The 24875-nt window shown below is 65.4% G+C and carries 28 protein-coding genes; 18 read left to right on the top strand and 10 right to left on the bottom strand.

The features are described from left to right. Window positions 1-92: 92 nt before the first annotated feature. The 3 genes from AC3WN8_RS05440 to purB form a co-directional block, all read right to left on the bottom strand. The gene (locus tag AC3WN8_RS05440) at window positions 93-2321 is read right to left on the bottom strand and encodes a xanthine dehydrogenase family protein molybdopterin-binding subunit (RefSeq protein WP_492668370.1); all 2229 of its coding nucleotides are present in this window, start codon (window positions 2319-2321) and stop codon (window positions 93-95) included. Beyond that, window positions 2318-2788: a (2Fe-2S)-binding protein gene (locus AC3WN8_RS05435; RefSeq protein WP_492668369.1), complete on the bottom strand. Its 471-nt coding sequence runs from the start codon at window positions 2786-2788 to the stop codon at window positions 2318-2320. The genes AC3WN8_RS05440 and AC3WN8_RS05435 overlap by 4 nt, the downstream gene beginning before the upstream one ends. 247 nt (window positions 2789-3035) lie before the next feature. Next, window positions 3036-4337: an adenylosuccinate lyase gene (purB, locus tag AC3WN8_RS05430; protein ID WP_492668368.1), complete on the bottom strand. Its 1302-nt coding sequence runs from the start codon at window positions 4335-4337 to the stop codon at window positions 3036-3038. A gap of 193 nt (window positions 4338-4530) precedes the next feature. Here purB and AC3WN8_RS05425 point away from each other — a divergent pair, with 193 nt between their 5' ends. The 3 genes from AC3WN8_RS05425 to AC3WN8_RS05415 all read left to right on the top strand — a co-directional run bounded on the left by AC3WN8_RS05425 (window position 4531) and on the right by AC3WN8_RS05415 (window position 5713). Continuing rightward, complete coding sequence (locus AC3WN8_RS05425) at window positions 4531-4893, top strand: hypothetical protein (RefSeq protein ID WP_492668367.1); 363 nt, start codon at window positions 4531-4533, stop codon at window positions 4891-4893. 156 nt (window positions 4894-5049) lie between these two features. Then, window positions 5050-5487, top strand: a complete 438-nt coding sequence (locus AC3WN8_RS05420) for an EF-hand domain-containing protein (RefSeq protein ID WP_492668366.1) — start codon at window positions 5050-5052, stop codon at window positions 5485-5487. A gap of 79 nt (window positions 5488-5566) precedes the next feature. Then, on the top strand, window positions 5567-5713 hold the full coding sequence (locus AC3WN8_RS05415; RefSeq protein WP_492668365.1) for a WCX domain-containing protein: 147 nt from the start codon (window positions 5567-5569) through the stop codon (window positions 5711-5713). Between the two features lie 67 nt (window positions 5714-5780). Here the strand turns inward: AC3WN8_RS05415 and AC3WN8_RS05410 are convergent, their stop codons facing one another. After that, entirely contained in the window at window positions 5781-6371 is a 591-nt protein-coding gene (locus AC3WN8_RS05410) for a DUF1287 domain-containing protein (protein WP_492668364.1), read from the bottom strand. After that, a complete protein-coding gene (radC, locus tag AC3WN8_RS05405) occupies window positions 6368-7057 on the bottom strand; it encodes a RadC family protein (protein ID WP_492668363.1) in 690 nt (229 codons plus the stop codon). Before radC ends, AC3WN8_RS05410 begins: the two co-directional genes overlap by 4 nt. A gap of 50 nt (window positions 7058-7107) precedes the next feature. On the opposite strand from radC, the gene AC3WN8_RS05400 reads away from it, so the two are divergent. The 11 genes from AC3WN8_RS05400 (at window position 7108) to leuB (ending at window position 17700) form a co-directional block, all read left to right on the top strand. Next, a complete protein-coding gene (locus AC3WN8_RS05400; protein WP_492668362.1) occupies window positions 7108-10362 on the top strand; it encodes an intermembrane phospholipid transport YdbH family protein in 3255 nt (1084 codons plus the stop codon). Next, window positions 10359-10610, top strand: coding sequence for a YnbE family lipoprotein (locus tag AC3WN8_RS05395; protein ID WP_492668361.1), 252 nt, complete (start codon window positions 10359-10361; stop codon window positions 10608-10610). The genes AC3WN8_RS05400 and AC3WN8_RS05395 overlap by 4 nt, the downstream gene beginning before the upstream one ends. After that, complete coding sequence (locus AC3WN8_RS05390) at window positions 10610-10990, top strand: YdbL family probable chaperone protein (protein ID WP_492668360.1); 381 nt, start codon at window positions 10610-10612, stop codon at window positions 10988-10990. Before AC3WN8_RS05395 ends, AC3WN8_RS05390 begins: the two co-directional genes overlap by 1 nt. 277 nt (window positions 10991-11267) lie before the next feature. Next, on the top strand, window positions 11268-11585 hold the full coding sequence (locus AC3WN8_RS05385) for an AtpZ/AtpI family protein (protein WP_492668359.1): 318 nt from the start codon (window positions 11268-11270) through the stop codon (window positions 11583-11585). 40 nt (window positions 11586-11625) lie between these two features. After that, the gene (locus AC3WN8_RS05380) at window positions 11626-12411 is read left to right on the top strand and encodes a F0F1 ATP synthase subunit A (protein WP_492668358.1); all 786 of its coding nucleotides are present in this window, start codon (window positions 11626-11628) and stop codon (window positions 12409-12411) included. 44 nt (window positions 12412-12455) lie between these two features. Next, the gene (locus tag AC3WN8_RS05375; RefSeq protein WP_017670380.1) at window positions 12456-12683 is read left to right on the top strand and encodes a F0F1 ATP synthase subunit C; all 228 of its coding nucleotides are present in this window, start codon (window positions 12456-12458) and stop codon (window positions 12681-12683) included. Window positions 12684-12791: 108 nt separating this feature from the next. Further along, complete coding sequence (locus AC3WN8_RS05370) at window positions 12792-13286, top strand: F0F1 ATP synthase subunit B family protein (RefSeq protein ID WP_492668357.1); 495 nt, start codon at window positions 12792-12794, stop codon at window positions 13284-13286. After that, complete coding sequence (locus AC3WN8_RS05365) at window positions 13279-13890, top strand: F0F1 ATP synthase subunit B family protein (RefSeq protein ID WP_492668356.1); 612 nt, start codon at window positions 13279-13281, stop codon at window positions 13888-13890. The genes AC3WN8_RS05370 and AC3WN8_RS05365 overlap by 8 nt, the downstream gene beginning before the upstream one ends. A gap of 148 nt (window positions 13891-14038) precedes the next feature. After that, the gene (gene uvrC / locus AC3WN8_RS05360; RefSeq protein ID WP_492668355.1) at window positions 14039-15961 is read left to right on the top strand and encodes an excinuclease ABC subunit UvrC; all 1923 of its coding nucleotides are present in this window, start codon (window positions 14039-14041) and stop codon (window positions 15959-15961) included. 2 nt (window positions 15962-15963) lie between these two features. Then, complete coding sequence (recO, locus tag AC3WN8_RS05355) at window positions 15964-16575, top strand: DNA repair protein RecO (protein WP_492668354.1); 612 nt, start codon at window positions 15964-15966, stop codon at window positions 16573-16575. Window positions 16576-16659: 84 nt separating this feature from the next. After that, entirely contained in the window at window positions 16660-17700 is a 1041-nt protein-coding gene (leuB, locus tag AC3WN8_RS05350) for a 3-isopropylmalate dehydrogenase (RefSeq protein ID WP_492668353.1), read from the top strand. Window positions 17701-17821: 121 nt separating this feature from the next. On the opposite strand, the gene dnaJ is transcribed toward leuB, so the two are convergent. Together dnaJ and dnaK are read right to left on the bottom strand one after the other, a co-directional pair. Next, window positions 17822-18943 carry a molecular chaperone DnaJ gene (gene dnaJ / locus AC3WN8_RS05345; RefSeq protein WP_492668352.1) on the bottom strand — a complete coding sequence of 374 codons (1122 nt, stop codon included), beginning with the start codon at window positions 18941-18943 and terminating at the stop codon, window positions 17822-17824. A gap of 69 nt (window positions 18944-19012) precedes the next feature. Further along, a complete protein-coding gene (gene dnaK / locus AC3WN8_RS05340; RefSeq protein WP_492668351.1) occupies window positions 19013-20917 on the bottom strand; it encodes a molecular chaperone DnaK in 1905 nt (634 codons plus the stop codon). Between the two features lie 154 nt (window positions 20918-21071). Between dnaK and AC3WN8_RS05335 the strand changes: the two genes are divergently transcribed. Next, window positions 21072-21524, top strand: coding sequence for a copper chaperone PCu(A)C (locus tag AC3WN8_RS05335; protein WP_492668350.1), 453 nt, complete (start codon window positions 21072-21074; stop codon window positions 21522-21524). Then, window positions 21521-21982 carry a vgr related protein gene (locus AC3WN8_RS05330; protein ID WP_492668349.1) on the top strand — a complete coding sequence of 154 codons (462 nt, stop codon included), beginning with the start codon at window positions 21521-21523 and terminating at the stop codon, window positions 21980-21982. The genes AC3WN8_RS05335 and AC3WN8_RS05330 overlap by 4 nt, the downstream gene beginning before the upstream one ends. 40 nt (window positions 21983-22022) lie before the next feature. Here the strand turns inward: AC3WN8_RS05330 and AC3WN8_RS05325 are convergent, their stop codons facing one another. Continuing rightward, the gene (locus tag AC3WN8_RS05325; protein WP_492668348.1) at window positions 22023-22316 is read right to left on the bottom strand and encodes a GIY-YIG nuclease family protein; all 294 of its coding nucleotides are present in this window, start codon (window positions 22314-22316) and stop codon (window positions 22023-22025) included. Between the two features lie 62 nt (window positions 22317-22378). Next, on the bottom strand, window positions 22379-22663 hold the full coding sequence (locus tag AC3WN8_RS05320) for an HNH endonuclease (protein ID WP_492668347.1): 285 nt from the start codon (window positions 22661-22663) through the stop codon (window positions 22379-22381). A gap of 44 nt (window positions 22664-22707) precedes the next feature. Between AC3WN8_RS05320 and AC3WN8_RS05315 the strand changes: the two genes are divergently transcribed. Beyond that, window positions 22708-23151, top strand: a complete 444-nt coding sequence (locus AC3WN8_RS05315; protein ID WP_492668346.1) for a PH domain-containing protein — start codon at window positions 22708-22710, stop codon at window positions 23149-23151. A 56-nt stretch (window positions 23152-23207) separates the two neighbouring features. Then, a complete protein-coding gene (locus AC3WN8_RS05310) occupies window positions 23208-23633 on the top strand; it encodes a hypothetical protein (protein ID WP_492668345.1) in 426 nt (141 codons plus the stop codon). Here AC3WN8_RS05310 and AC3WN8_RS05305 read toward each other — a convergent pair. Beyond that, window positions 23618-24859, bottom strand: a complete 1242-nt coding sequence (locus AC3WN8_RS05305) for a threonine synthase (RefSeq protein ID WP_492668344.1) — start codon at window positions 24857-24859, stop codon at window positions 23618-23620. The genes AC3WN8_RS05310 and AC3WN8_RS05305 overlap by 16 nt on opposite strands. Window positions 24860-24875 lie beyond the last annotated feature (16 nt).

Below are 24875 nucleotides of genomic sequence, written 5' to 3'. Positions count from 1 at the left end.
ATTTTGTCATGCGGTGAAGTTGAGATAATATTATTTCAAACTATCACAACTTTGAAACCGGCAATCGCACATGCAGCTTTTGCAACCGGGCATCAGGCAAGTTGATCGCCGATCGGCAATGAGCGGATTCGCTTGCCGCTCGCGGCGTGGATCGCATTGGTGAGCGCGGCGGTGAACGGCGGCAGGCTGGGTTCGCCCATGCCGCGCGGCGGCGCATCGCTCGGCACGATATGCGTTTCGATCCGCGTCGCGGCACGATCGATCCGCATCATCGGATAATCGGCGAAATTGCTCTGCTCCACCCGGCCGCCACGAATGGTGATCGCCTGGCCGAGCGCGGTGGAGAGCGCATCGTTGATCGATCCCTCATTCTGCATGGCGATGCCGTTGGGATTGACCGCGATGCCGCAATCGATCCCGCTCGTGACGCGATCGACGCTGAAAACGCCGCCGGGTTTCATCGTCACCTGCACGACATGCGCGACATAGGATCCGAACGAGAAATGGCCGGCGATGCCGCGCCCCGACCCCTTGGGCAAGGACTTGCCCCAATCGCCCTTCTCCGCCGCCAGCCGGAGCACCGCGGCGAGTCGTCCGGTCGAGAAAGTCGGTCCGCCATGGCTGGCATAAGGCAGGTCGCGAGGCTCGCCGAGCAGCGCAAGGCGGAATGCGAGCGGATCCTGCCCCGCCGCCTCTGCGACCTCGTCGAGAAAGGCCTGCATCGTCCAGCCGTTGATATTGTGGCCCGGCGCGCGCCAGGCGCCACGCGGCGCGGCGCTTTCAATCGGCACATAGTCGAAGCGCCGATTGGGCACGAGCGCACCGGGATAGTCGACGACGGGGACCTCGGACGCGGCGAGCGATGCCGCGCTCTGATCGGCCGGACCGCGATAGCGGCGCGACTGGCTGGCGACGCCATGCGCCCAGCCGGTCAGTGCGCCCTTCGCATCGAGTGCGGCGCGGAACCGATGCGCACCGCCGGGCCGGTAAAGATCGGTCGCGATATCGCATTCGCGCATCCAGACCAGCTTCACGGGCACACCCACCGCCTTGGCGACCAAGGCCGCCTCGGCAACCATATCGGTATAAAGCCGCCGCCCAAAGCCGCCGCCGCAGCGCACGGGCACGACCTTCACCGACTCGATCGGGATGCCCAGCACCTCGGCGACGGTTCCGGCGACGCCCATCGGCTGTTGGGTCGGCGTGATCACCGTCGCGCCTTGTGCGGTGACATGCGCCAGCGTGTTCTGTGGCTCCATCGGCGCATGCGCGACCATCGGCGCATCGTAACGCGCCTCGACCAGCTTGGCAGCGCCGGCGAATGCGGCATCGACATCACCCGCTTCACCCAGGCGATGCCCCTTGCCCGCGGCCAGATCGGCCCAGGCGGCAGCGATGCGTTCATCGCCATTCTCTCCGGTGGCACCGCCCGCCCACTCCACCTTGAGCGCCTCGCGCCCCTTGAGCGCCGCCCAATGGCTGTCGGCGACCACTGCGACGCCTTCGGCGAGGGGGCGGTTGCGATAGGCGCTGCCCGGCGCGATCGCGGGCAGGCGGACGATATGACGAACACCGGGCACTGCCCTGGCGGCCTTGTCGTCGATCGCGGCGACCGACGCGTCGAGCACGGGCGCACGCAGGATGACGGCATGAAGCATGCCGGGCATCGTCTGGTCGATGCCGAACAGCCGCTCGCCGGTGACGATGGCGCGCGCTTCCTTCTGTTTCTGCGGCGTGCCGATCAGCCGATGTGCCGAGCGCGGCTTCAACGGCAAGGGTTCGGCGGGAACCGGCCGCCTGGCGGCTCCCTCGGCAAGCGCGCCATAGGCCAGCCGCCTCTTGCTTGCCGCATGGACGACATGTCCGTCCGCCGTCGACAGGTCGGCGATCGGCACCGACCAGCGCGCCGCCGCTTCCTGCATCAGCAAATTGCGCGCGACGGCGCCCACCTGGCGCGCCGAATCATAGCTTTCCCAGATCGCTGTCGACCCGCCCGCGCCATCGGCAAAGGCGGCGGATTCGGTCCGGCCTTCGGCATTGCGGCGCAGCGGCGGCTGGATGTTCTCCACCCCGGTCCGCGCAAAGGGGAAATCGAGTTCCTCGACGATCAGCATCGGGATCGAAGTGTTGGTCCCCTGCCCGATCTCGGTGGTCGCGGTCCGGATGATCAGCCGGTTGTCCGGGGTCAGCCGGACATGCAGGCCAAGATCGGCGGCCGCGTCCGAGGGTGCGGCGAACGCCTGGTGCTTGATGGTCAGCACCATCGCACCCGAAACGGCGGCGACGCGCAGGAATGCGCGGCGATCGAGCTGGATCGTCATGCCCCCTTCCCCTTCATCAGCGCGGCGGCGCGATGGACGCCCTTGCGCAAGCGCGCATAGCTGCCGCAGCGACACAGGTTATTGAGGTTCTGGTCGATCTCGTCATCGCTGGGATTGGGATTGCGCGCCAGCAGATCGGCGACCGCCATGATCTGCCCGGTCTGGCAATAGCCGCATTGCGCGACATCCTCTTCGATCCAGGCCTGCTGGACCGGATGGAGGACGTCACCCTTCGCCATGCCCTCGATCGTGGTGACGCGCGCGCCGTCCAGCTCGGACATCGGCGTGGCGCAGGATCGCCGCGCTTCGCCCGCGACATGGACGGTGCAGGCACCACAACTAGCGATGCCGCAGCCGAATTTCGTCCCGATCAGATCGAGTTCGTCGCGCAGATACCAGAGCAAAGGCATGTCGGGGTCACCGCCATAGCTCTGCCGCGTACCATTGACCGTGAGCCTGATCGCCATTGCCGAAATCCTCCCTCGGCAAAGGCTATCGCGCGCAGGTGCACCGCGCAAATCCAGCGACTGCGCGATGCACGAATTTTCGACGAACGACGACGGTCAGGGTTAGAGCCTGTTTGGAAATTCGCCGAATGGCGAATTTCCGGTTGCCGCACCGGCCCGCTCCCCCACCCGGCCACCCACAGCAGCGTATCCTGAATGGGTGGCCGGGTGGGGGAGCGGGCCGGTGCGGATATTTCCAAACAGGCTCTTAGGCTTCGAACACCCGCGCGAAGATCGTGTCGACATGCTTGAAGTGATAATCGAGGTTGAAGCGCGCCTCGATCTCGTCGGCGGGCAGCGCCGCGCTCACTTCGGGATCGGCCTTGAGCAGTTCGAGCAGCGACAATGCGCCATCCGATTCCCACACCTTCATCGCGTTGCGCTGGACGAGACGATAGGCGTCCTCGCGGCTGACGCCGGCCTGGGTGAGCGCGAGCAGGACGCGCTGCGAATGGACGAGGCCGCCCATGCGATCGAGATTCTTCTGCATGCGCTCGGGATAGATGACGAGCTTGTCCATCACGCCGGTGAGCCGCGCCAGCGCGAAATCGAGCGTGATCGTGGCATCGGGGCCGACATAACGCTCGACCGAGCTGTGGCTGATATCGCGTTCGTGCCAGAGCGCGACATTCTCAAGCGCCGGCGTGACATAGCCGCGCACCATGCGCGCGAGACCCGTCAGATTCTCGGTCAGCACGGGATTGCGCTTATGCGGCATCGCCGAGCTGCCCTTCTGGCCGGGCGAGAAATATTCCTCCGCCTCGAGCACTTCGGTGCGCTGGAGATGGCGGATCTCGGTGGCAAGGCGCTCGATCGAGCTGGCGATAACGCCCAGAGTCGCGAAATACATCGCATGGCGGTCGCGCGGGATGACCTGGGTCGAGACCGGTTCGACAGTCAGGCCCATCTTTTCCGCGACATGCGCTTCGACGCGCGGATCGATATTGGCGAAGGTGCCGACCGCGCCCGAAATGGCGCAGGTGGCGACGTCGGCGCGCGCGGCCTTCAGCCGGTCGCGGTTGCGCGCGAATTCGGCATAGGCCTGTGCAAGCTTGAGGCCGAAGGTGACCGGTTCGGCATGGATGCCATGGCTGCGGCCGATCGTCGGAGTCAATTTATGCTCATAGGCGCGGCGCTTGAGCACCTCGAGCAGCTTGTCCAGATCCTCGAGCAAGATGTCGGAAGCACGCGCAAGCTGGACCGCAAGACAGGTGTCGAGCACGTCGGAGCTCGTCATGCCCTGGTGCATGAAGCGCGCCTCGTCGCCGACATGCTCGGCGACATTGGTGAGGAAAGCGATCACGTCATGCTTTACCTCGGCCTCGATCGCGTCGATCCGATCGACTTCGAACGCGCCGCGCTCCCAGATCGCCTCGGCCGCCTGTTTAGGAACGACGCCCAGTTCGGCAAGCGCATCGGTGGCGTGCGCCTCAATCTCGAACCAGATGCGGAATTTCGATTCGGGTTCCCAGATCGCGGTCATCGCGGGGCGGGCATAACGGGGGACCATGGCTGACCTTCGGATTTCGCCCCATCGCATTTGGGGCACGGTTATGGACGGGGCGGGCGATAGCAGGGGCCGGACGCGGCATCAATCGAGCCATATGCTGGTCTTTTCCGCCGCGACGCGGCAGTCAGGATCTGCGGCGCGTGGATATCCCCGATCCGCGCGCCGCGCCCCAAGACATATTTGGAGCCCTATCATGATCCGTCATCTCATCGCCCTTGGCGGCATTCTGGTCGCGGTGCCGGCATTTGCGCAGGAGACGCCGCCGGCGAGCGCGCCCGACACCAGCCCGGCGTCGCAGATCGCCGCAGCGGTCGCGGCCGACTGGCCCAAATATGACCATGGCGGCAAGGGCCATTTGAGCGAAGCCGAATTCGCCACCTGGCTGACCGCCCTGCGCGCCAAGGCCGGCAAGACCGAAGACCCGGCCAAGGTGAAGGCCTGGGCGGACGGTGCCTTTCTACAGGCCGACGCCAATGTCGATGCGAAGGTGACACCGGAAGAACTGACCACATTCCTGCAGAAAAAAGTGCGGCGCCCGGTCTCCACAGGCCGCTGAATCCGAACGGATCACCCCCGACTCGCCCCCATGCGACGATGAAGCGTTGAGCCGCGCGAAACCACGCCCCTTGCCGAAGGTTATATATCCAGTGGCGGAAACCCGCGATTTCCCTTGATCGTTCCGCTGCCGACATATTCGATTTAGGAGAATGCAATGATACGCAACATCATGCTCGTAAGCGCCTTTGCGCTGACTGCCCCTGCGTTCGCGCAGGAAACCCAGCCCCCTCAGGAACCTGCGACCGAAAGCACGGCGACCCAGCCCCCGGCCGAGGCCCAGACGGCACCCGAGGCGGCAACGCCGAGCACCACGACCAGCCCGGCCCCGGCTCAGGCAGCTCCCGCCAATACGCCCACGACGGTCGCCGCCGTCGTCGACACCGACTTCCCCGCCTTCGACGCCGACAAGAATGGCGAGCTGAGCAAGGAAGAATTCGCGGCCTGGATGACCAAGCTGCGCGCGGCCCAGCCCAATGCGCCGTCGGCAAGCGCCGACACCGCCGCCTGGACCGAAGCCGCCTTTGCCCAGGCCGACACCGACAAGAGCAAGACCGTCAGCAAGGGCGAGCTGACCACATTCCTCCAGGGCTGATTTCAGGCCTGACTGGATAAGAAGGGCGGCTCCCGCAGACCGGGGGCCGCCCTTTTTTGTCTGAGCCGCCGTCATTCCGATGGGAAAGACACCATGGCATACCGCAAGCGAGTTATTGCGGCTCGGCAACGAAGCCGAAGTGCTCGAGCCGATCGAACTGCGCGAGACAATGGCCGAGATGATCAGTGCCATGGCCGATCGCTACGCAGCACAGCCGCAGCAATGATCCACGAGGAGATGCCGGGTCAGCGGACTCGGCCCTTTTGAAGCGCCTGCGCGCAGGGAGGATTCTCTTATGCGATCGCCCAGCGATATCGCCCGGTGATCGCATGATCGAACAACGCATCCTCCTCACGTGCGCCGCCGCCGATATTGTGGACGACCAGCCATCCGCGCGATCCGCGGCGGTCGGAGACCAGTCCGATATGCGGCAGGCGCCCGTCGATCAGGCTGGTGAAGATGTCGCCCGGCCGCCATCCGGCGGGATCGCGCGGCACCGGCAGCGCGGCGCCCTTTCGCGCCAGCCATGTCCGCAGATTGGGCACCCGGCGGTGATCGATGCTGCAATCCGGCCCGCGCAGCCCCCAGATTTTGGGATAGGCCGCGAAGGCCGCACGCATATCCACGTTGACCAGCGCCTGGAGATCGAGCGCAAAAGCGTCGCGATAGGCGCGGACGATGACGTCGGTGCAGACGCCCTTGGCGCGCGGCACATCGCCGCCCGGAAAGGCCAATGTCGTATAGGCCGGATCATAATGCAGCGTGACGCCGACCTGCCGCCGCGCCGCCGCAATCAATTGAGCGCCGGTCCGCGCCTGGCCTTGGGCCCGGGCCGGAAGGGCCAGGGCCGCGCCCAGGCCGATCAGAAGATCGCGGCGATTCACATCAGCCCCAGCGCGCGCAGGCTGGCATGCCCCTGCGTGCCGACGATGACATGATCGTGCACCGCGATGCCGAGTCCGCGCCCCGCCTCGACGATCTCGCGCGTCAGTGCGATGTCCTGACGGCTGGGTGACGGATCGCCGCTGGGGTGGTTATGGACCAGGATGATCGCGGCCGAGCCCAGATCGATCGCACGGCGGATGACTTCGCGGACATGGATCGCAGCCTCGTTGATCGACCCCTCGCTCATCAGTTCGTCGCGGATCAGGTGATTCTTGCTGTTGAGATGCAGCACGCGCACCCGCTCGATCATCGCATGCGCCATATCGGCGCGCAGATAGTCGAGCAGTGCCTGCCAGCTGCCCAGCACCGGGCGATCGACGATCTCGGCGCGCAGCAGCCGGACCGCCGCAGCCTGGACGATCTTGATCGCGGCGACAGCCCCCTCGCCCACGCCATCGACGCGCGACAGCGCCTCCGCATCGGCGGCGAACAACCCGCCCATGCCGCCAAATTCGGCGATCAATCTTTTGGCGAGCGGCTTGGTGTCGCGGCGCGGAATCGCCGTCGCCAGCAGATATTCGACGATCTCATGATCGAGCAAAGCTTCGCCACCGCCCTCCAGCAACCGCTTGCGCAACCGCGCGCGATGCCCCACCCCGCCATGATCCGTTCCACCGTCGCTCATCTTTCCCAAGCTATCCGTCGATACGCGTCGCCGCAATTGCGCGATGGCGATTGCGGCCTATTCTGGAGATGGCGCGTTATGACGGGATCGACGGGGCAGGTGGCCGGGTGAACGAAGGCGAGGAACGCGCAGCAGCGGAGGTGCCGAGGAGTCGGCGAGCGCGGCGCATCGCGCTCGCGCTCGGCGCGATCCTGCTCGCCGCACTCGCGCTGGCATGGATCCAGCGCAAGCCGATCGCCGACAGCTTCGTCGCCGATGCGCTCGAAAAGCGCGGCGTTTCCGCGCGCTACGAGATCGCGCAGATCGGCCTGCGCACCCAGCGACTCGAAAAGATCAGCATCGGCGATCCCGCCCGCCCCGATCTGACCGCCGACTGGGCCGAGATACTGATCGCGATCCGCACCAACGGCCCGACCGTGACCGGCGTGCGCGCAGGCGGCGTGAAGCTGCACGGGCGGCTGGTCGACGGCACCGTCTCGTTCGGCAGCGTCGATCGGCTGCTGCCCGCGCCGTCGGGACAACCCTTTGCCCTGCCCGACCTCGATCTCGATCTGAACGACGCGCGGATGCGGCTCGACATGCCCAATGGGCCGGTTGGCCTGAAGCTCGACGGACGCGGCAATCTGACCGACGGATTCCGTGGCAAACTGGCGGCGGTCGCGCCATCGCTGACGATCGGCGGCTGCCCGCTCAAGGGCGCGACCGCCTGGCTCGACCTGTCGGTGGCCAGGAAGGCGCCGCGCATATCGGGGCCGGTGCGCGCCACCAGCCTTGCCTGCCCCGACGCCGCGCTCGCGCTGACCGGGCCGCAGGCCCAGGTCGATGCAATGCTCAACGACGCGCTCAATCGCTGGAAGGGGTCGATGCGACTGGCATTGCCCCGCGCCACGCTGGGCGCCAATCGCCTCGACGGTCTCAGCGGTACGATCGGTTTCGACGGCGGCCGCGCGCGCACCGGCGGCACCGCACGAATCACGGCACAGGCGCTCGCCATAGCCGGCGGCTCAGGACGGGGATTGTCGCTCGACGGCGCATATCGCATCGGCGGCACGCCACGCGGTTTCCAGATCGCGCTGGGCGGCAAGGCGGCACTGGCGGATGCCGCGCTCGACCGGCCGACGCTGGCGCGGCTGGCATCATTCGGCAAGGCGGCAGCGGGCACGCCCGTCGCACCGCTCGCCGCCGCGCTGGCCGATGCCGCCCGGCGTGCCGGTGCCGGCATGGCGCTGTCCGGAGACTTCACCGTCGCCCAGCTCGGTCAGGCCGGATCACTCCAGCTCAATGCGATTGACGCCACCAGCCGCAGCGGCGCCCGGCTCGCCATGGCGGGCGGCGCGAAGATCGGCTGGCCAGCCGGCATCCCGCAGATCAACGGCCGGTTGAGCCTGACGGGCGGCGGATTTCCCGATATGACCGTCGATCTTGCGCAGGCGACGCCGGGTGCGCCGATCCGGGGAAATGCCGCGATCGCGCCCTTTGCTGCGGGCGGTGCACGACTTGCGCTGGCCAGGATCGATTTCACCGCCGATCCGTCCGGCGGAACGCGATTCGCGACCCGCATCACGCTCGACGGCCCGCTCGCCGACGGGCGCGTGGCCGGACTCACCCTGCCGCTTGCCGGGCGGATCGATGCGCGCGGCGGCTTCGCGCTCAATCCGGGCTGTGCGCCCTTGAGTTTCACATCGCTGAGCGCGGCGGGACTGACGCTCGACGCCACGCGGCTGACGCTCTGCCCACTCGACGGGCCGGCATTGCTGGCGCGCACGGCGGCCGGCTCGATGACCGGAGGCGCCCGGATCGCGGCGCCGCGGCTCACCGGCCGGCTGGGCGGCAGCCCGATCGCGATCGCCGCCGACGATGCGCGTTTCGCGCTCAGGGACGGCGCACTCGGCGCGCAGGGCGTGGCGATCCTGATGGGCGCGCCCGACCGGGTGAGCCGGCTCGACATCGGTGCGCTCGACGGCCGATTCGGTGCGGCCGGCGGCAGCGGCCGGTTCGAGCGGCTGGGCGGCCAGATCGGTAACGTCCCGCTGATCGTGTCGGACGCCGCCGGCGACTGGCAATTCGCCAATGGCGCGCTTCATCTTGGCGGCGCGCTGAAGCTTGCCGACGCTGCCTCGGAAGCGCGCTTCAATCCACTGATTTCTAACAATTTCAAGCTCAGCCTGATTGACGGGAAGATCGGCGCCCAAGGCATATTGCGCGAGCCCGCCGGGCAAGTGCCGGTGACCAGCGTCGATATCGCGCACGACCTTTCGGCCGGAACCGGCCGGGCCATCCTCGATGTCGCCGAATTGCGCTTCGGCAAGACGCTCCAGCCCGATGCGCTGACGCATCTGGCGTTCGGCGTCGTCGCCAATGTCGAGGCCTTGGTCAGCGGCCGCGGCGAAATCCGCTGGACGCCGGAAGGCGTCACGAGCGACGGCATTTTCCGCACGACGGGTGCGAATCTGGCGGCCGCCTTCGGTCCCGTCACCAATCTGAGCGGCGAGATCCGCTTCACCGATCTGCTCGGCCTGCAGACCGCGCCCGGCCAGGTGGCCACGATCGGAGAGGTCAATCCCGGCCTGCCGGTGACCAACGGCATATTGCGCTATCAATTGCTTCCCGGCCAACGGGTGGCGATCGAGGGCGGAGAATGGCCCTTCGCGACCGGCCGGCTGACGCTGGAGCCGACGATACTCGATCTGGGTGCAGCGAAGCCCCGCTATCTCACCTTCCGTGTCAGCGGAATGGACGCGGCGGCTTTCCTTCAGGGCTTCGATTTCGAGAACATCAATGCCACGGGCATTTTCGATGGCGTGCTGCCGATCGTCTTCGACGAAAATGGCGGCCGGGTCGTCGACGGACATCTCACGGTGCGCGAAGGCGGCGGATCGCTCGCTTATGTCGGCCAGCTCACCCAGGAAGATCTGGGCAATTGGGGCAATATCGCGTTCCAGGCGCTGCGTTCGGTGCGCTACCGGTCACTCGAAGTGATCCTCAACGGCGATCTCGACGGCGAGATGGTCACCCAGGTGCGATTCGCCGGGCTCGGCCAGGGCGAAGGCGCCAAGCAGAATTTCATCACCCGCAAGATCGCGGCGCTGCCGATCCGCTTCAACGTCACCATCCGCGCCCCTTTCCGCCAGCTGCTCTTCTCGGCGCGCTCGCTTTATGATCCGAGCCTGCTGATCGAGCAGAACCTGCCGGCATTGATCGACGCGCAAAAGGCGCGCACCCAGCCCGCGCCGGTTCAGCCCGCCCCACCGGCCACCGGCACGCCCACCACTGTTCAGCCTCCTGAAAGCGATGATAAGCCATGACGAATGCGATGTTGACCAAGGGGCCGCACGGTGAGATTCCCATGTCCATGGGGAAGAAGACCGGATCGGCGATCATCTTGGGCCTGACGTGGCTTGCAGCGAGCATGGGCCTGACCGGCTGCGTGACGCTCGAAGCGCCCGACAAGCCGATCGTGATCAACCTGAACATCAACATCAAGCAGGAGGTGGTCTATCGTCTCGACGGCGAGGCGAAGAACCTCATCAAGCAGGAAGCGGACATATTCTGATGAAGCGCATCACTCTGATCGGCCTCGGCCTCTCCCTCGCCCTGACGGCGGTGGCGGGCACTGCCTATGCGCAGCGCGACCCCGCTTATGAGGCCGCGCGCGCCGCCGGCAAGGTCGGCGAGAAGGTGGACGGCTATCTCGGCGTCGTCGGCGGCCAGGGCGCCGATATCGAGGCGCTGGTCCGCGACATCAACATCAAGCGCAAGGCGGCCTATACGTCGAAAGCCGGGGCGACCGGATCGACGATCGAGCAGTTCGCCTTCACCACCGGCTGCAACCTGATCGCCAACACCAAGCCAGGCGAGAAATATCAGGCGCCCGACGGCAGTTGGCAGACGCGCGGCGCCGGTGCGCCCCAGCGCGATGGCCGCTGTGTGTAACGCGCGGTGATTCGACAGAAATTGTGCCCCGATTCCGGCGAAAGCCGGAATCGATAAAGCGCCTCCGTCGCAGCGGTGCGTGACAAGATTTCAAGAACCCCCGCTTTCGCGGGCTACAAGCCCGGTTTTTCCGGTAATTCCTGCACGTTCTGCTTACCTAGCCACTACGGTTGACTTCCCCCCACCCCCTCCCTAAACGGGCCGCGCCTTGGCGGGTTCGCTCGTCTTCCATGCTTTGTCGATCGTCCGGAAAGCCTCGGCTCAAGGAGGAACGCGCATGGCGGAACGTGAATCCGGGCAAGACCCAATCGGCGAGAATGCGCGACTCCAGTCTCTCGAAGAGCGGCTGAAGCGCGCGCAGCACGACGAAGCGGTCAGGACGGCTACGGCACAAAAGGGCCAGGACGAAAGCTATCGTCTCGGCAACAGAGTGCTGGCGGAACTGATCGGGGGGATTGCGGGTGGGGCACTGATCGGCTGGGTCATAGACCGTTTTGCCGGGACGTCGCCCTGGGGCCTGCTGGTGATGCTGTTCCTCGGAATCATCGTCGCCTTCAGGAACATCGTCAGGATTTCGAACCAGCGCCCGAAGTGATATTTCGGGCGCTATGGTCGCAGGATTTTGGGGTTTTTTCGTGGCCGAGCCTGGTAAAGTCGACCCGATGCATCAGTTCACGATCGAGCCGTTGTTCGGCACCGATCACCTGTCCATCGCCGGCTATAATATAGCGTTCACCAATTCAGCGCTCTGGATGGCGATCACCGCCGTCGTGCTGTGGGTGTTCATGCTGGGCGGCATGAAGCGCCAGCTCGTCCCCGGCCGCTGGCAGATGGCGGTCGAGAGCATGACCGGCTTCATCGATTCGATGCTGGCCGCCAATGTCGGGCCGGCCGGGCGCAAATACGTGCCCTATATCTTCTCGATCTTCATGTTCATTCTGTTCGCCAACCTCTTGGGATTGCTTCCCCTGGGCCTGGTGGGCATCCACCCCTTCACCTTCACCAGCCACTTCACCGTCACCGGTGTGCTCGCGATCATGAGCTTCTCGATCGTGCTCATCGTCGGTTTCTGGCGGCATGGTTTCCACTTCTTCTCGCTGTTCGTACCGCACGGCACACCGATCTGGCTGATGTGGCTGATCCCGGTGATCGAGCTGATCTCGTTCCTCGTGCGCCCGTTCAGCCTCGGCCTGCGACTGTTCGTCGCGATGATGGCCGGCCACGTGCTGCTCGAGGTGCTGTCCAGCTTCGTGATCGGCAGCGCCAATGCCGGCCTCGGCTATGGCATCGGCATCGGCGTTCCCAGCTTCATCCTGATGGTCGCGATCTGCGCGCTCGAGATGCTGGTTGCCGGTATCCAGGCCTATGTGTTTGCACTGCTGACGTCGCTCTACCTGAACGACGCAGAGAATCTTCACTGAGTTTTCAACCCACTATCATTTGAATTTACGAAGGGAGTTTAGAAATGGACGCAGAAGCAGCAAAGCTCATCGGTGCCGGCCTCGCCGCGATCGGTGCGGGCATGGCCGCAATCGGCGTGGGTAACGTCTTCGGCTCGTTCCTCGAGAGCGCGCTCCGCAACCCCGCAGCCGCCGACGGCCAGCAGGGCCGCCTGTTCATCGGCTTCGCCGCCGCCGAGCTTCTCGGCCTGCTGGCGTTCGTCGTCGCGATGATCCTGATCTTCGTCGCCTGAACATCCAAACCCGTTCGGGCCGGGCCCGTCGACGCCGCCTTCCTCTAGAATGGCAACGCGTCGACAGGCTCGGGACGAATGGGAACTGGTATCGGACAAAGACACCCAATGCCTCAGATAGCCCAGCTCGCCGCGACCTATTCATCGCAGATCTTCTGGCTGCTGCTCACCTTCGGCTTCGTCTTCTTCGTGATCGGCCTTGGCATGGTCCCGAAGATCCAGGGGACGGTGGACCGCAGGGACCGGCAGATCGCGGACGATCTCGCCGCGGCCGAACGCGCCCGCCAGGAAGCGGACGCGCAGGACGAAGCCTATCGGGCAAAGGCCGAGGCCAGCCGCGCCGAAGCGCTGAAGCTGACCCAGGCCGCCAAGACCAATGCCGCCGCGGCGTCGGAAAAGACGCTTGCCAAGGCCGATGCCGAGACCGCGGAAACGCTGGCGGCGGCCGAGGCGAAGATCGCCACGGCGACCGCACAGGCGCTTGACGAGATCGAGACCGTCGCGGCCGAGGCCGCGCAGGACATGGTCGCCAAGCTTTCCGGCGCAAAGGTCAACACGGCTGACGCCGCAAAGGCAGTAAGGGCTGCGCTCGCCAATGGCTGACACGGAAACCAACGGCTCGGCGGAAGTCGCCGCGAATCTGTCCCATGCGGACACCGCCGAAGGCCTGCATGCGAGCACCGAAGCGAATGGCGGCGGCGAACATGCCGTACCCTCCGCGCTGGGATTGAATCCCACCGCCTGGGTCGCGCTCGCAATGGCGGTGTTCATCGCCATCCTGCTCTGGAAGAAAGTGCCGGCGCTGCTCGGCGGTGCGCTCGACAAGAAGATCGCGGCGATCCGCGAGCAACTCGACGAAGCCAAGGCGCTCCGCGCCGAGGCCGAGGCGCTCCGCGCCGAATATGCCTCGAAGGTGGCTGCGGCTGAAGCCGAGGCGACCACGATGCGCGAACATGCCGAAGCCGAGGCGCAGCAGATCCTGGCCGATGCCAAGGTCGCAGCCAAGGACCTGACCGTTCGCCGTGCCAAGATGGCCGAGGACAAGATCGCCGCCGCCGAGCGTGCCGCAATCGCATCGATCCGCGAAAAGGCCGTCAATGCCGCCGCAAGCGCAGCAGCGACACTGATCGCACAAGGCCATGGCGCCGCGCAGGACAAGGCATTGGTCGACCAGACCATCGCTGATCTGGGCAGGCGCCTGAACTGATCCCTCCGGATTGAATAGCCAGGCCCTCCTCCGCACAAGCGGCGGAGGGCTTTGGTGTTTTATGGCTATCCCGCCCGGCCCGCGGACGCCGCGATTCAATTGCAGCGGAGCGCTGGCATAAGCGCGCCAACACACCTAAATCCCCATCATGTCCTCCCCCTCCGCTCCCGACCGCTTCAATGAGGAAACCGCCACCTATGCGGTGCGCGGCACGGAGAAGCCCGATCTGGAGGCCGGGGTCGCGGCGATCCGCAACGTACTCAAGACGCTGCCCTCGCGTCCCGGCGTCTATCGGATGCACGATGCGCGCGGCGACGTGCTCTATGTGGGCAAGGCGCGCTCGCTCAAGAACCGGGTCAACAACTATACTCAGGCCGCGCGGCTCTCGATCCGCCTGAAACGGATGGTGGCGCAGACGCGATCGATGACGATCGTCACGACCAACAATGAGGCGGAGGCGCTGCTGCTCGAAGCGCAGCTCATCAAGCGCTACCGGCCCGCCTATAATGTGCTCCTGCGCGACGACAAAAGCTTCCCCTTCATCCTGTTGCGCGCCGACCATCCCTATCCGCGCATCCAGAAGCATCGCGGCGCGCGCAAGATCAAGGGCGACTATTACGGCCCCTTCGCCAGCGCCGGCGAGGTCGGCCGCACGCTCAACGCACTGCAGAAACTGTTCCTGCTGCGCAGTTGCACCGACAGCTTTTTCTCAAATCGCGACCGGCCATGCCTGCTCTACCAGATCAAGCGATGCTCGGCGCCCTGCGTCGACCGGATCGGCAGCGACGATTATGCCGAGCTGGTATCCGACGCGAAGGATTTCCTCGCCGGCAAGTCGACCAGGGTCCAGGCAAAGCTCGCTGATGCGATGCAGGCCGCCAGCGGCAACATGGATTTCGAGATGGCCGCGGTCTATCGCGACCGGCTGAAGGCGCTCACCTTCATCCAGGGCAGCCAGGCAGTGAATGCGGAGGGCGTCGGCGATGCCGATATCTTCGCGCTCGCCTGCAAGGGCGGCACGATGTGCATCCAGGCCTTCTTCATCCGCGGCGGGCAGAATTGGGGCCATCGCAGCTTCTTTCCGGCGCACACCAACGACGTGCCCGAGGATGAGGTGCTGACAAGCTTCCTCGTGCAATTCTACGAGGATGTGCCGCCGCCGCGAACGATCCTGCTCGATCGCACGCTGGAGGAAAGCGCGCTGCTCGCCGAGGCCCTGGGCGAAGTGGCGGGCAACAAGGTGTCGATCCTGGTGCCGCAACGCGGAGATCGCGTCCCGCTGATCAAGCAGGCGAAGCGCAATGCCGAGGAAGCGCTGGACCGCCATCTCGCGGAAAGCACGACCCAGGCCAAGGTGTTCCGTGAAATGGCCGAGCTGTTCGAGCTCGAAGGGCCGCCCGACCGGATCGAGATCTACGACAACAGCCATATCCAGGGGACCAATGCGGTCGGCGCGATGGTCGTCGCGGGGCCGGAGGGTTTCCGCAAGGGCGCCTATCGCAAGTTCAACATCAAGCGTCCGGACACCGCGCCAGGCGACGATTTCGCAATGATGCGCGAAGTGATGGAACGCCGTTTCGGCCGCGCCCAGCGCGAGGATCCCGATCGCGAAGGCAAGGAATGGCCCGACCTCGTGCTGATCGACGGCGGCAAGGGTCAGGTCAGCGCGGTGAAGGGCGTGCTCGACGAACTCGGCGTCGAGGATGTTCCCTTTATCGGTGTGTCCAAGGGACCCGATCGCAACGCCGGGCGCGAGACCTTCCATTTTCCCGATGGCCGCGAATTCACCCTGCCCGTCAATGCGCCGGTGATGTTCCACCTGCAGCGGCTGCGCGACGAGGCCCACCGCTTCGCGATCGGCGCGCATCGCCAGAAACGCGCCAAGGCGATCGGCGTCAGCACGCTCGACGAAGTGCCCGGCATCGGCCCAGCACGAAAACGCGCCCTCCTCCTCCATTTCGGCACCGCGCGCGCCGTGCGCAACGCATCGCTCGAGGATCTGGGCAAGGCGCCCGGTGTGTCGAAAGCGATGGCACAGGGCATTTACGACTTCTTCCACGGCGGACGATGACGATGCACGTCAGCGCCCGCGCGATCATCTGTTCGGTACGGGCGCATGGCGAGCATGGCGCGATCGTACGCGCATTGACGGCGGAAGAGGGCCTGCTTGCCGGCTATGTGCGCGGCGGACGATCACGAACGATGCGGCCGGTGCTGATGCCGTCCAATGTGGTGATCGCCGAATTCCGCGCACGCACCGAGGAACAGCTTGCCGGGCTGACCGTCGAACTGGTGCATAGTCGCGCGCCGCTGATGGCCGAACCGCTCGCCGCCGCCGCGCTCGACTGGGCGACAGCGCTGAGCGCGAGCGCGCTGCCCGAGGCCCAGGCCTATCCGCAGATCTTCCAGGCACTGGAAGGCCTGCTCGACGCGATCGAAGCCGCCCCGTCGGCGCGCGGCTGGGCACGCGCACTGGTGCTGTTCGAAGGACTGCTACTCGCCCGGCTCGGTTTCGGGCCGCCGACGACCGCCACGCTCGGCGACGACGCACAATGGCCGGCGATACTGGACGCGCTCACCGACACGGGCAGGGAGCTTGACGGACATATCTTCGCCGACCGCCGCATCGACGTCATGGCGGCACGCGAACGGCTCACGGATCGCCTGAAAAGGGCTGTTGCGTAAGCTCCGCCATCCGGGCATTTGCTCCACGACCAAAATTCACTCCGTTCGCCCTGAGCCTGAACGGACCTTTTGAAAGGCCCCCTCATGCTGATTGCGCTGCTGCCCGGAGATGGAATTGGCCCCGAAGTGACCGCGCAGGCCGTACGCGTGCTCGAGGCGGCAGGATGCGGGCTGACCTTCGAGACCGCGCCGGTGGGCGGTGCGGCCTATAAGGCGTCGGGCCATCCCCTGCCCCCGGCAACGCTCGATCTGGCGCGACGCGCCGATGCGATCCTGTTCGGCGCGGTCGGCGACCCCGATTGCGATGCGCTCGACCGTCATCTCCGCCCCGAACAGGCGATCCTCGGGCTTCGCAAGGAACTCGGCCTGTTCTCCAACCTGCGCCCGGTGAAGCTGTTCGCCGAACTCGCGGACGCCTCGACGCTCAAGCCCGAAGTGGCGCGCGGGATCGACATGGTGATCGTGCGCGAACTCAATGGCGACGTCTATTTCGGCGAAAAGGCCATGCGCACCACGCCAAGCGGGCTGCGCGAAGGCTATGACGTGATGTCGTACAACGAGGCTGAGGTCGCCCGGATCGCACATAGCGGCTTCCAGACCGCGCGTGCACGCCGCGGCAAGCTGTGCTCGGTCGACAAGGCCAATGTGCTGGAGACCTCGCAGCTCTGGCGCGACGTGGTGATCGAGGTGTCGGCGGACTATCCCGACATCGCGCTCAGCCACATGTATGTCGACAATGCCGCGATGCAGATCGTGCGCGACCCCGCCCAGTTCGACGTGATCGTCACCGGTAATCTGTTCGGCGACATATTGTCCGATCTGGCGAGCATGTGCGCGGGCTCGATCGGCATGCTGCCCTCGGCGGCGCTCGATACGTCGAGCAAGGGCCTTTACGAACCTATCCATGGCAGCGCGCCCGACATTGCCGGCCAGGGCAAGGCCAATCCGCTGGCGACGATCCTCTCCGCCGCGATGATGCTGCGTTATTCGCTCGGCATGGCCGAAGCCGCCGACCGGATCGAAGCCGCCGTTGCCGGCGCGCTGGCCAGCGGTGCCCGCACGCCCGACCTGGGCGGTTCGATGAATACAGCTGCGATGGGCGACGCGGTGATCGCGGCGCTCTGAAGGGCTTCAGCCGCCATCATGTCATCCCCGCGAAGGCGGGGATCCAGCGGCACGGAATTATCCGGAAAGGTCGGTGCGGCTGGATTCCCGCTTTCGCGGGAATGACAAAGAATAACGGCTTCTAGAGCTCGTCCCACATCGTCTTGAGCTTCGCGAAGAAACCTGTCGATTGCGGGCATTCCGCGCCGGTCTCGGTCTCCCGGAACTCAGCCAGCAATTCCTTCTGCCGCGCCGTCAGATGCGTCGGCGTCTCGACGTCGATCTGGACAACCATGTCGCCATGGCCCCTGCCCTGCAGCACGGGCATACCCGCGCCGCGCTGACGAAGCTGCTTGCCCGACTGGATACCCGCGGGAATGCGGATCTCGTGATCGACCTTGTCGAGGCCGGGCACGGTGATCGATCCGCCAAGCGCCGCCGTCGTGAAGCTGATCGGCGCGCGCGCAAACAAAGTCGTGCCTTCGCGCTGGAACACCGAATGACGCTTCACATGGATGAAGATGTAGAGGTCCCCGGCTGGTGCGCCACGCGCGCCCGCTTCGCCTTCGCCCGACAGGCGGATCCGCGTGCCTTCGTCGACGCCCGCTGGAATATTGACCTCAAGCGTCTTCTGGCGATCGACCCGGCCTTCGCCGCGGCACGCCGTGCAAGGCTCGGCGATCACCTGGCCCGCACCATGACAGGCCGGACAGGTCCGTTCGACCACGAAAAAGCCCTGCTGCGCGCGGACCTGTCCGCGGCCGCCGCACTGGCTGCAGGTATGGATGCTGGTGCCCGGCTTGGCGCCCGATCCCTCGCAGGGCTCGCACTGCGCCGACACGTCGAGCGCCACGCTGGTGCGCTTGCCGTGATAGGCTTCCTCCAGGCTGATCTCGAGATCGTAGCGCAGGTCGGCGCCGCGGCGCACATGCTGACGCTGGTTGCCGCCACCAAAGCCGGCACCGAAGATCGTCTCGAAGATATCGCTGAAGCCTTCGAAGCCGGCGCCGGCGCCGCCCGCGCCCGCACCGCCATTCTGGAAGGCGGCATGACCGAACCGGTCATAGGCGGCGCGCTTCTGCGGGTCCTTCAGACAGTCATAGGCTTCGCTGATCGCCTTGAACTTGCCTTCGGAATCCTTGCATCCGCCATTCTTGTCCGGATGATATTGCATCGCCAGCCGGCGATAGGACGATTTGATCTTGGCATCGTCCGCCGTCCGCTCGACTTCGAGCAATTCGTAATAATCTACCTGAGTGCTCATGCCGCCCCCGGCGCGACGCCCCTCCCCCGCATGCGGGGGAGGGTGTTCACGATGTTCGCCTTCATCGGCTTATGCCTTGTTGTCGTCCACTTCCGAGAATTCGGCATCGACGACATCCTCATCGGCCTTGGGCGCATCGGCCTCGGCACCCGGGGACGCGGCCGCGGCCTGTTCCTTCTCGTAGATCGCCTGGCCGAGCTTCATCGCGACCTGGGCAAGCGCCTGCGCCTTTTCGGTCATGGCTGCGCTGTCGCCGCTCTCGACCGCCGACTTGGCTTCGGCGACCGCGGCCTCGATCTCGGACTTGAGCGCCGCATCGACCTTGTCGCCATGCTCTTCGAGCTGGCGCTCGGTCGTGTGGATCAGGCTTTCGGCGTTGTTCTTCGCCTCGGCCGCCTCGCGACGCTTCTTGTCCTCTTCGGCGAACTGCTCGGCGTCGCGGACCATCTGGTCGATGTCCGTATCGCTGAGCCCGCCCGAGGCCTGGATCTTGATCTGCTGTTCCTTGCCGGTGCCCTTGTCCTTGGCCGTCACATTGACGATGCCGTTGGCGTCGATGTCAAAGATGACCTCGATCTGCGGCACGCCGCGCGGCGCCGGCGGGATGCCGACCAGATCGAACTGGCCGAGCAGCTTGTTGTCCGCCGCCATTTCGCGCTCGCCCTGGAACACGCGGATCGTCACCGCCTGCTGATTGTCGTCGGCGGTCGAATAGACCTGCGACTTCTTGGTCGGGATCGTCGTGTTGCGGTCGATCATGCGCGTGAACACGCCGCCCAGCGTCTCGATGCCCAGCGACAGCGGAGTCACATCGAGCAGCAGCACGTCCTTGACGTCGCCCTGGAGCACGCCCGCCTGGATCGCGGCGCCCATCGCGACGACTTCGTCGGGGTTCACGCCGGTGTGGGGCTCCTTGCCGAAGAAACCCTTCACGACTTCGCGGACCTTGGGCATGCGCGTCATGCCGCCGACGAGCACGACCTCGGCAATGTCGTCGGCCTTCACGCCGGCATCGGCGAGCGCCTTCTTGCAGGGCTCGAGCGTGCGCTTGATCAGATCATCGACCAGACGCTCCAGATCGGCGCGGGTGATCGCCTTCACCAGATGCTTGGGACCATTCTGGTCGGCGGTGATGAAGGGCAGGTTCACTTCGGTGCTCGCGGCCGAGCTCAGCTCGATCTTCGCCTTTTCCGACGCTTCCTTGAGACGCTGAAGCGCGAGCTTGTCCTTGGTGAGATCGATCCCTTCGGCCTTTTTGAAGTCCTCGGCGAGGAAGGAGACCAGCTTGGCGTCGAAATCCTCACCGCCCAGGAAGGTATCACCATTGGTCGCCTTCACTTCGAAGACGCCATCGCCGATCTCGAGGATCGAAATGTCGAAGGTGCCGCCGCCAAGATCGTAGACCGCAATGGTCTTGCCGTCCTGCTTCTCGAGGCCATAGGCAAGCGCGGCCGCGGTCGGCTCGTTGATGATGCGCAGCACTTCGAGGCCCGCGATCCGGCCGGCGTCCTTGGTCGCCTGGCGCTGGGCGTCGTTGAAATAGGCCGGGACGGTGATGACCGCCTGCGTGACCGTCTCACCCAGATAGGATTCGGCGGTTTCCTTCATCTTCTGCAGCGTGAAGGCCGAGATCTGCGACGGCGAATAATCCTCGCCGCCCGCCTGCACCCAGGCATCGCCATTGGGGCCCTTGACGATGGTGTAGGGCACCAGTTCGGTGTCCTTGCGCGTCACCGGATCGTCGAAGCGGCGGCCGATCAGGCGCTTCACCGCAAAGACCGTGTTGTCAGGATTGGTGACCGCCTGGCGCTTGGCCGGCTGACCGATCAGTCGCTCGCCATCCTTGGCGAACGCGACGATCGAGGGCGTCGTACGTGCGCCCTCCGCATTTTCGATGACCTTGGGCTTGCCGCCTTCCATGACGGCAACGCAACTGTTGGTGGTGCCGAGATCGATCCCGATAACCTTCGCCATATTCTTCCCTCATACCCCGCATGAATCATGTGGACGGCCCGGACCCCGAAGGCATCCGAACCGAAGCTACCAGCGCGATATAGGTGGGCTTTTTCTTGTCGCAAGCATAAGCGAGGAGTAGTTGGCCACAGTGTCCCATTCAGGAGCCTATTCGATGCGCCTGTCAGTCGCCGCCATCGCCCTGCTTTCGGCCTTCACAGTGTCGAGCTGCGCGAAGGACGAGTATCTTTATATCGACAAGGGCTGGGTCAACCTGCCCGCGGTCGACGGCAACCCGGCCGCCGCCTATTTCACCATTCATGGCGGGCCGCAGGCCGACACGCTGATCGGCGTCTCTTCGCCGGTAGCGATCCGATCGGAGATGCACGACATGTCGAATGACGGCGGCGTCATGAAGATGCGGCCGATCCAGTCGGTGCCGATTCCGGCCAAGGGCAAGGTCGAGTTCGCCCCCGGCGGCAAGCATGTGATGCTGTTCGACCTGCGCCCCAATTTCAAGACAGGCGACAAGATCCGCCTGGATTTCACCTTCGCGAGCGGCGAGCAGATCTATATCGAGGCGCCCGCCCAGTCCGCCGGTGCCCCCTCGCCGCACGAGAAACATTGACCCGGCGTACGCTGACCGAGGGCGAACGGGCGCTCGCCGCCGCGGTCTTCGGCGACGCGATCGACTATGGACGGGTGACGGTCAACAATCGCAAATGGTGGCCGTTCCAGCCCCCGCGCGTGACGATGGCGCCCGACGGGCATTTATGGTTCCATCCCGGCGGCGGCCTCTATTGCGACGATTTCGCCTGTGCCGACCTGGCCGCGCAGGGCCTGTTCATCCATGAGATGACGCATGTCGCGCAGACGATGCATGGCGGCCGCTGGTATCTGCCGCTGATCCGCCATCCCTTTTGCCGCTATGATTACACCATCGAGGCAGGAAAGCCCTTTCGCCGCTATGGCATCGAGCAGCAGGCCGAGATCGTGCGGCATGCATTCCTGATGCGCCAGGGCGCCGTCCTCGCGGGCAAGCCACCGCTCGACGTGTACGAGGCGCTTTTGCCTTACCGCCGCTGACACCTCTCTTGCGTCATCCCAGCGAACGCTGGGATCTCCCTTAACCTTGCAGTGTGTCCCACAGATCCAGCCATTGCGGATTGGCCGTGTCGATCAACTCGAGTTTCCACTCTCGCTTCCAGGCCTTGAGCGCCTTTTCGCGCACAATCGCGTCCTCGATTCGCGCGTGGTGCTCGATCAAGACCAACCGATCGAGGCGATACCGTCGGCAAAATTCAGACCCCTGGCCCGTCCGGTGTTGCGACACGCGTGCAGCCAGATCGGCGGTCACGCCGATATAGAGCACGCCATGGGCGCGATTGGTCATGATATAGGTCCAGCCACCTCGCTCCATCGGTCAAACATCGCGTACAAGGCAGTGAGATGCCAGCTTTCGCTGGCATGACGAGAATGGGCTTACGACTTCCGCCGGAACGTCGGCGCGTGAAAGTCGGGTGGCTTGCCCGCGATCCATTTCAGGAATTTCGCGATTTCCGCATGCTCGCGCAGTGCCTCGGCCGACGCATAGGCCTTCGCCAGATCGCTGTTTCCGAACGTCGCATGGATCGCGCGGTGGCAGATCGGATGGAGCGGCGCGACCTCGCGCCCGCCACGGCTCTTGGGCACCCAATGATGCCATTCGATCCGCCGGCCCAGCGGACGCGCGCAGAGCGCACAGCTTTCGGGGGCGCTTGTGCTCATCGCCGCGACGATACACACTCCGCGCACGATCAGGGAGATGCCCGATGCCCCAACCGCTCGACTCGTTTCGTTCATCCACCTGGGGCTGGCTGCGCGGCACGTTGCTCGGCTGGCTGACGCTCGCGCTGTGCGTGGTCGCCGTCGGTTTCGTCATCATCCTGGTCAAATGGATCCAGAATCTGGCCACCACCTATGAAGTGACCGACGACCGGCTGATTCTGCGCAAAGGCATTTTCGTGAAATCGATCGACGAGATCGAGCTTTATCGCGTCAAGGATATCCGGATCGATTTCACCCTGATCAATCAATGGGCCGGCATCGGCACGATCACCATATTGTCGAGCGACGAAACCACGCGCGACGCGCCGCTGGTCATAGCCGATATCGAAAATGCCCAGGCGCGCCGCGAAGCGCTCCGCCTGCTGGTCGATACCGCCCGGCAGAAGCGCCGCGTCCGCGAAGTCGACATGGTCCACGAGGATATCTGATACGCCCATGTCACATTCCGCCTGGCCCGATCGTCAGGAGAGGGAAGGAGAATGACATGATGACGAGATCGGGACGAATCGGACAGGCGATGGCCGCGCTGGCCCTGCTGCTGGGCGTGTTGATGCTGCTCAATGGCCTTGCGATGCTGGCCAACCCGCTGGCCTGGTATGGCCGCGTGCCCGGCGTGGTCCAGACCGGACCGTTCAACCAGCATTTCATCCGCGATATAGGGCTGATCTATGCGATGACCGGGCTGGGCTTCATGCTGGGCGCGGTGCTGCCGGGTCAGCGCCTCATGCTGTGGAGTGCGGCGACGCTCTTCCTGGCCGGCCACGCGGTCTTCCATGTCTGGGAAGTTGCGGTCGGCATCTGTTCGGCCAGCGCCATTCCCCGCGATTTCACCGGCGTCACTCTGCCCGCGCTGATCGGGATCGTGCTGACCGGCTGGGCGGCATGGCGGCCGCGTCAGAGCCCGGCATAATCGATGGGTGCGTGACGATCGAGCAGGCGGCTCGTATCGGGCAAAGGATATTTCAGGCCGGTCGCACAATTGAACAGGACCACCCTGTCCGATCGGGCGATCAGTCCCCGCTCCAATGCCTGCTCATAGGCCGCGAGCGTCGCGCCACCCTCCGGGCACAGCAACAGCCCATCCTCGCGCGCCGTCCGCTCCACGGCTCCGGCAAGCGCTGCATCGGACACGGCCAGCGCCGCGCCGCCGCTCGCGCGCACCGCGCGCAGAATCAGGAAATCGCCGACCGCGCGCGGCACGCGAATGCCCGAGGCGATCGTAGCAGCACCTTCCCAGCGCTCGGCATGTTCGACACCCTGGTCGAAGGCGCGGACGATCGGCGCACAGCCCTCGGCCTGCACCGCGAACATCCTGGGCCGTCCAGAACCGATCAGGCCGATCGCCTCCAGTTCGTCGAACGCTTTCCACATGCCGATCAGGCCGGTCCCGCCCCCGGTGGGGTAGAAGATCGCGTCTGGAAGCCGCCAGCCAAGCTGTTCGGCCAGTTCCAGCCCCATCGTCTTCTTGCCCTCGATCCGATAGGGTTCCTTCAGGGTCGACAGGTCGAACCAGCCATTGCGCTTCACGCCCTCCGCGACAAGCGCGCCGCAATCGTCGATCAGCCCGTTGACGCGATAGACGCGCGCGCCCTGTGCCGCGATCTCGCGCACATTGATCTCGGGCGTGTCGTCCGGACAGAAGACGATGGTCTCGATGCCCGCACGCGACGCATAGGCAGCCAGCGCCGCCCCGGCATTGCCGTTGGTCGGCATCGCGATGGTCGAGACGCCGAGTTCCTTCGCCATCGACACCGCCATGACGAGCCCGCGTGCCTTGAACGAGCCGGTCGGCAGCCGCCCCTCGTCCTTGACCAGCAATTCCGTCGCGCCGAGCCTGGCGGCAGCCGCCGGCAGGGCAATGACCGGCGTGGCCGTCTCGCCCAGGCTGACGATATTGGCGGCCTGGCGGACCGGTAGCAGCTCACGCCAGCGCCACAGGTCCATCGGCCGGGCGGCGAGTACATCGCGGTTCAGCGCGGTCCGGACACCCGCCAGATCGTAGCGAACGAGCAGCGGGCGGCCGACCGACGACAAACCGTGCAAGCGGTCGGCCTCGAACCGCTCGCCGGTCATCGAACATTCGAGATGCGTGACGAATGTCTTGCGTTCGGCGACCAGATTGTCGTCGAAACGCATTGCGGGCGAAGCCGCG

The sequence above is a fragment of the Sphingobium sp. FW305-3-2-15-F-TSA7 genome (assembly GCF_058787155.1).
The sequence above is the reverse complement of the archived record's forward strand: the minus strand, read 5'-3'. Positions and strand labels throughout refer to the sequence as shown.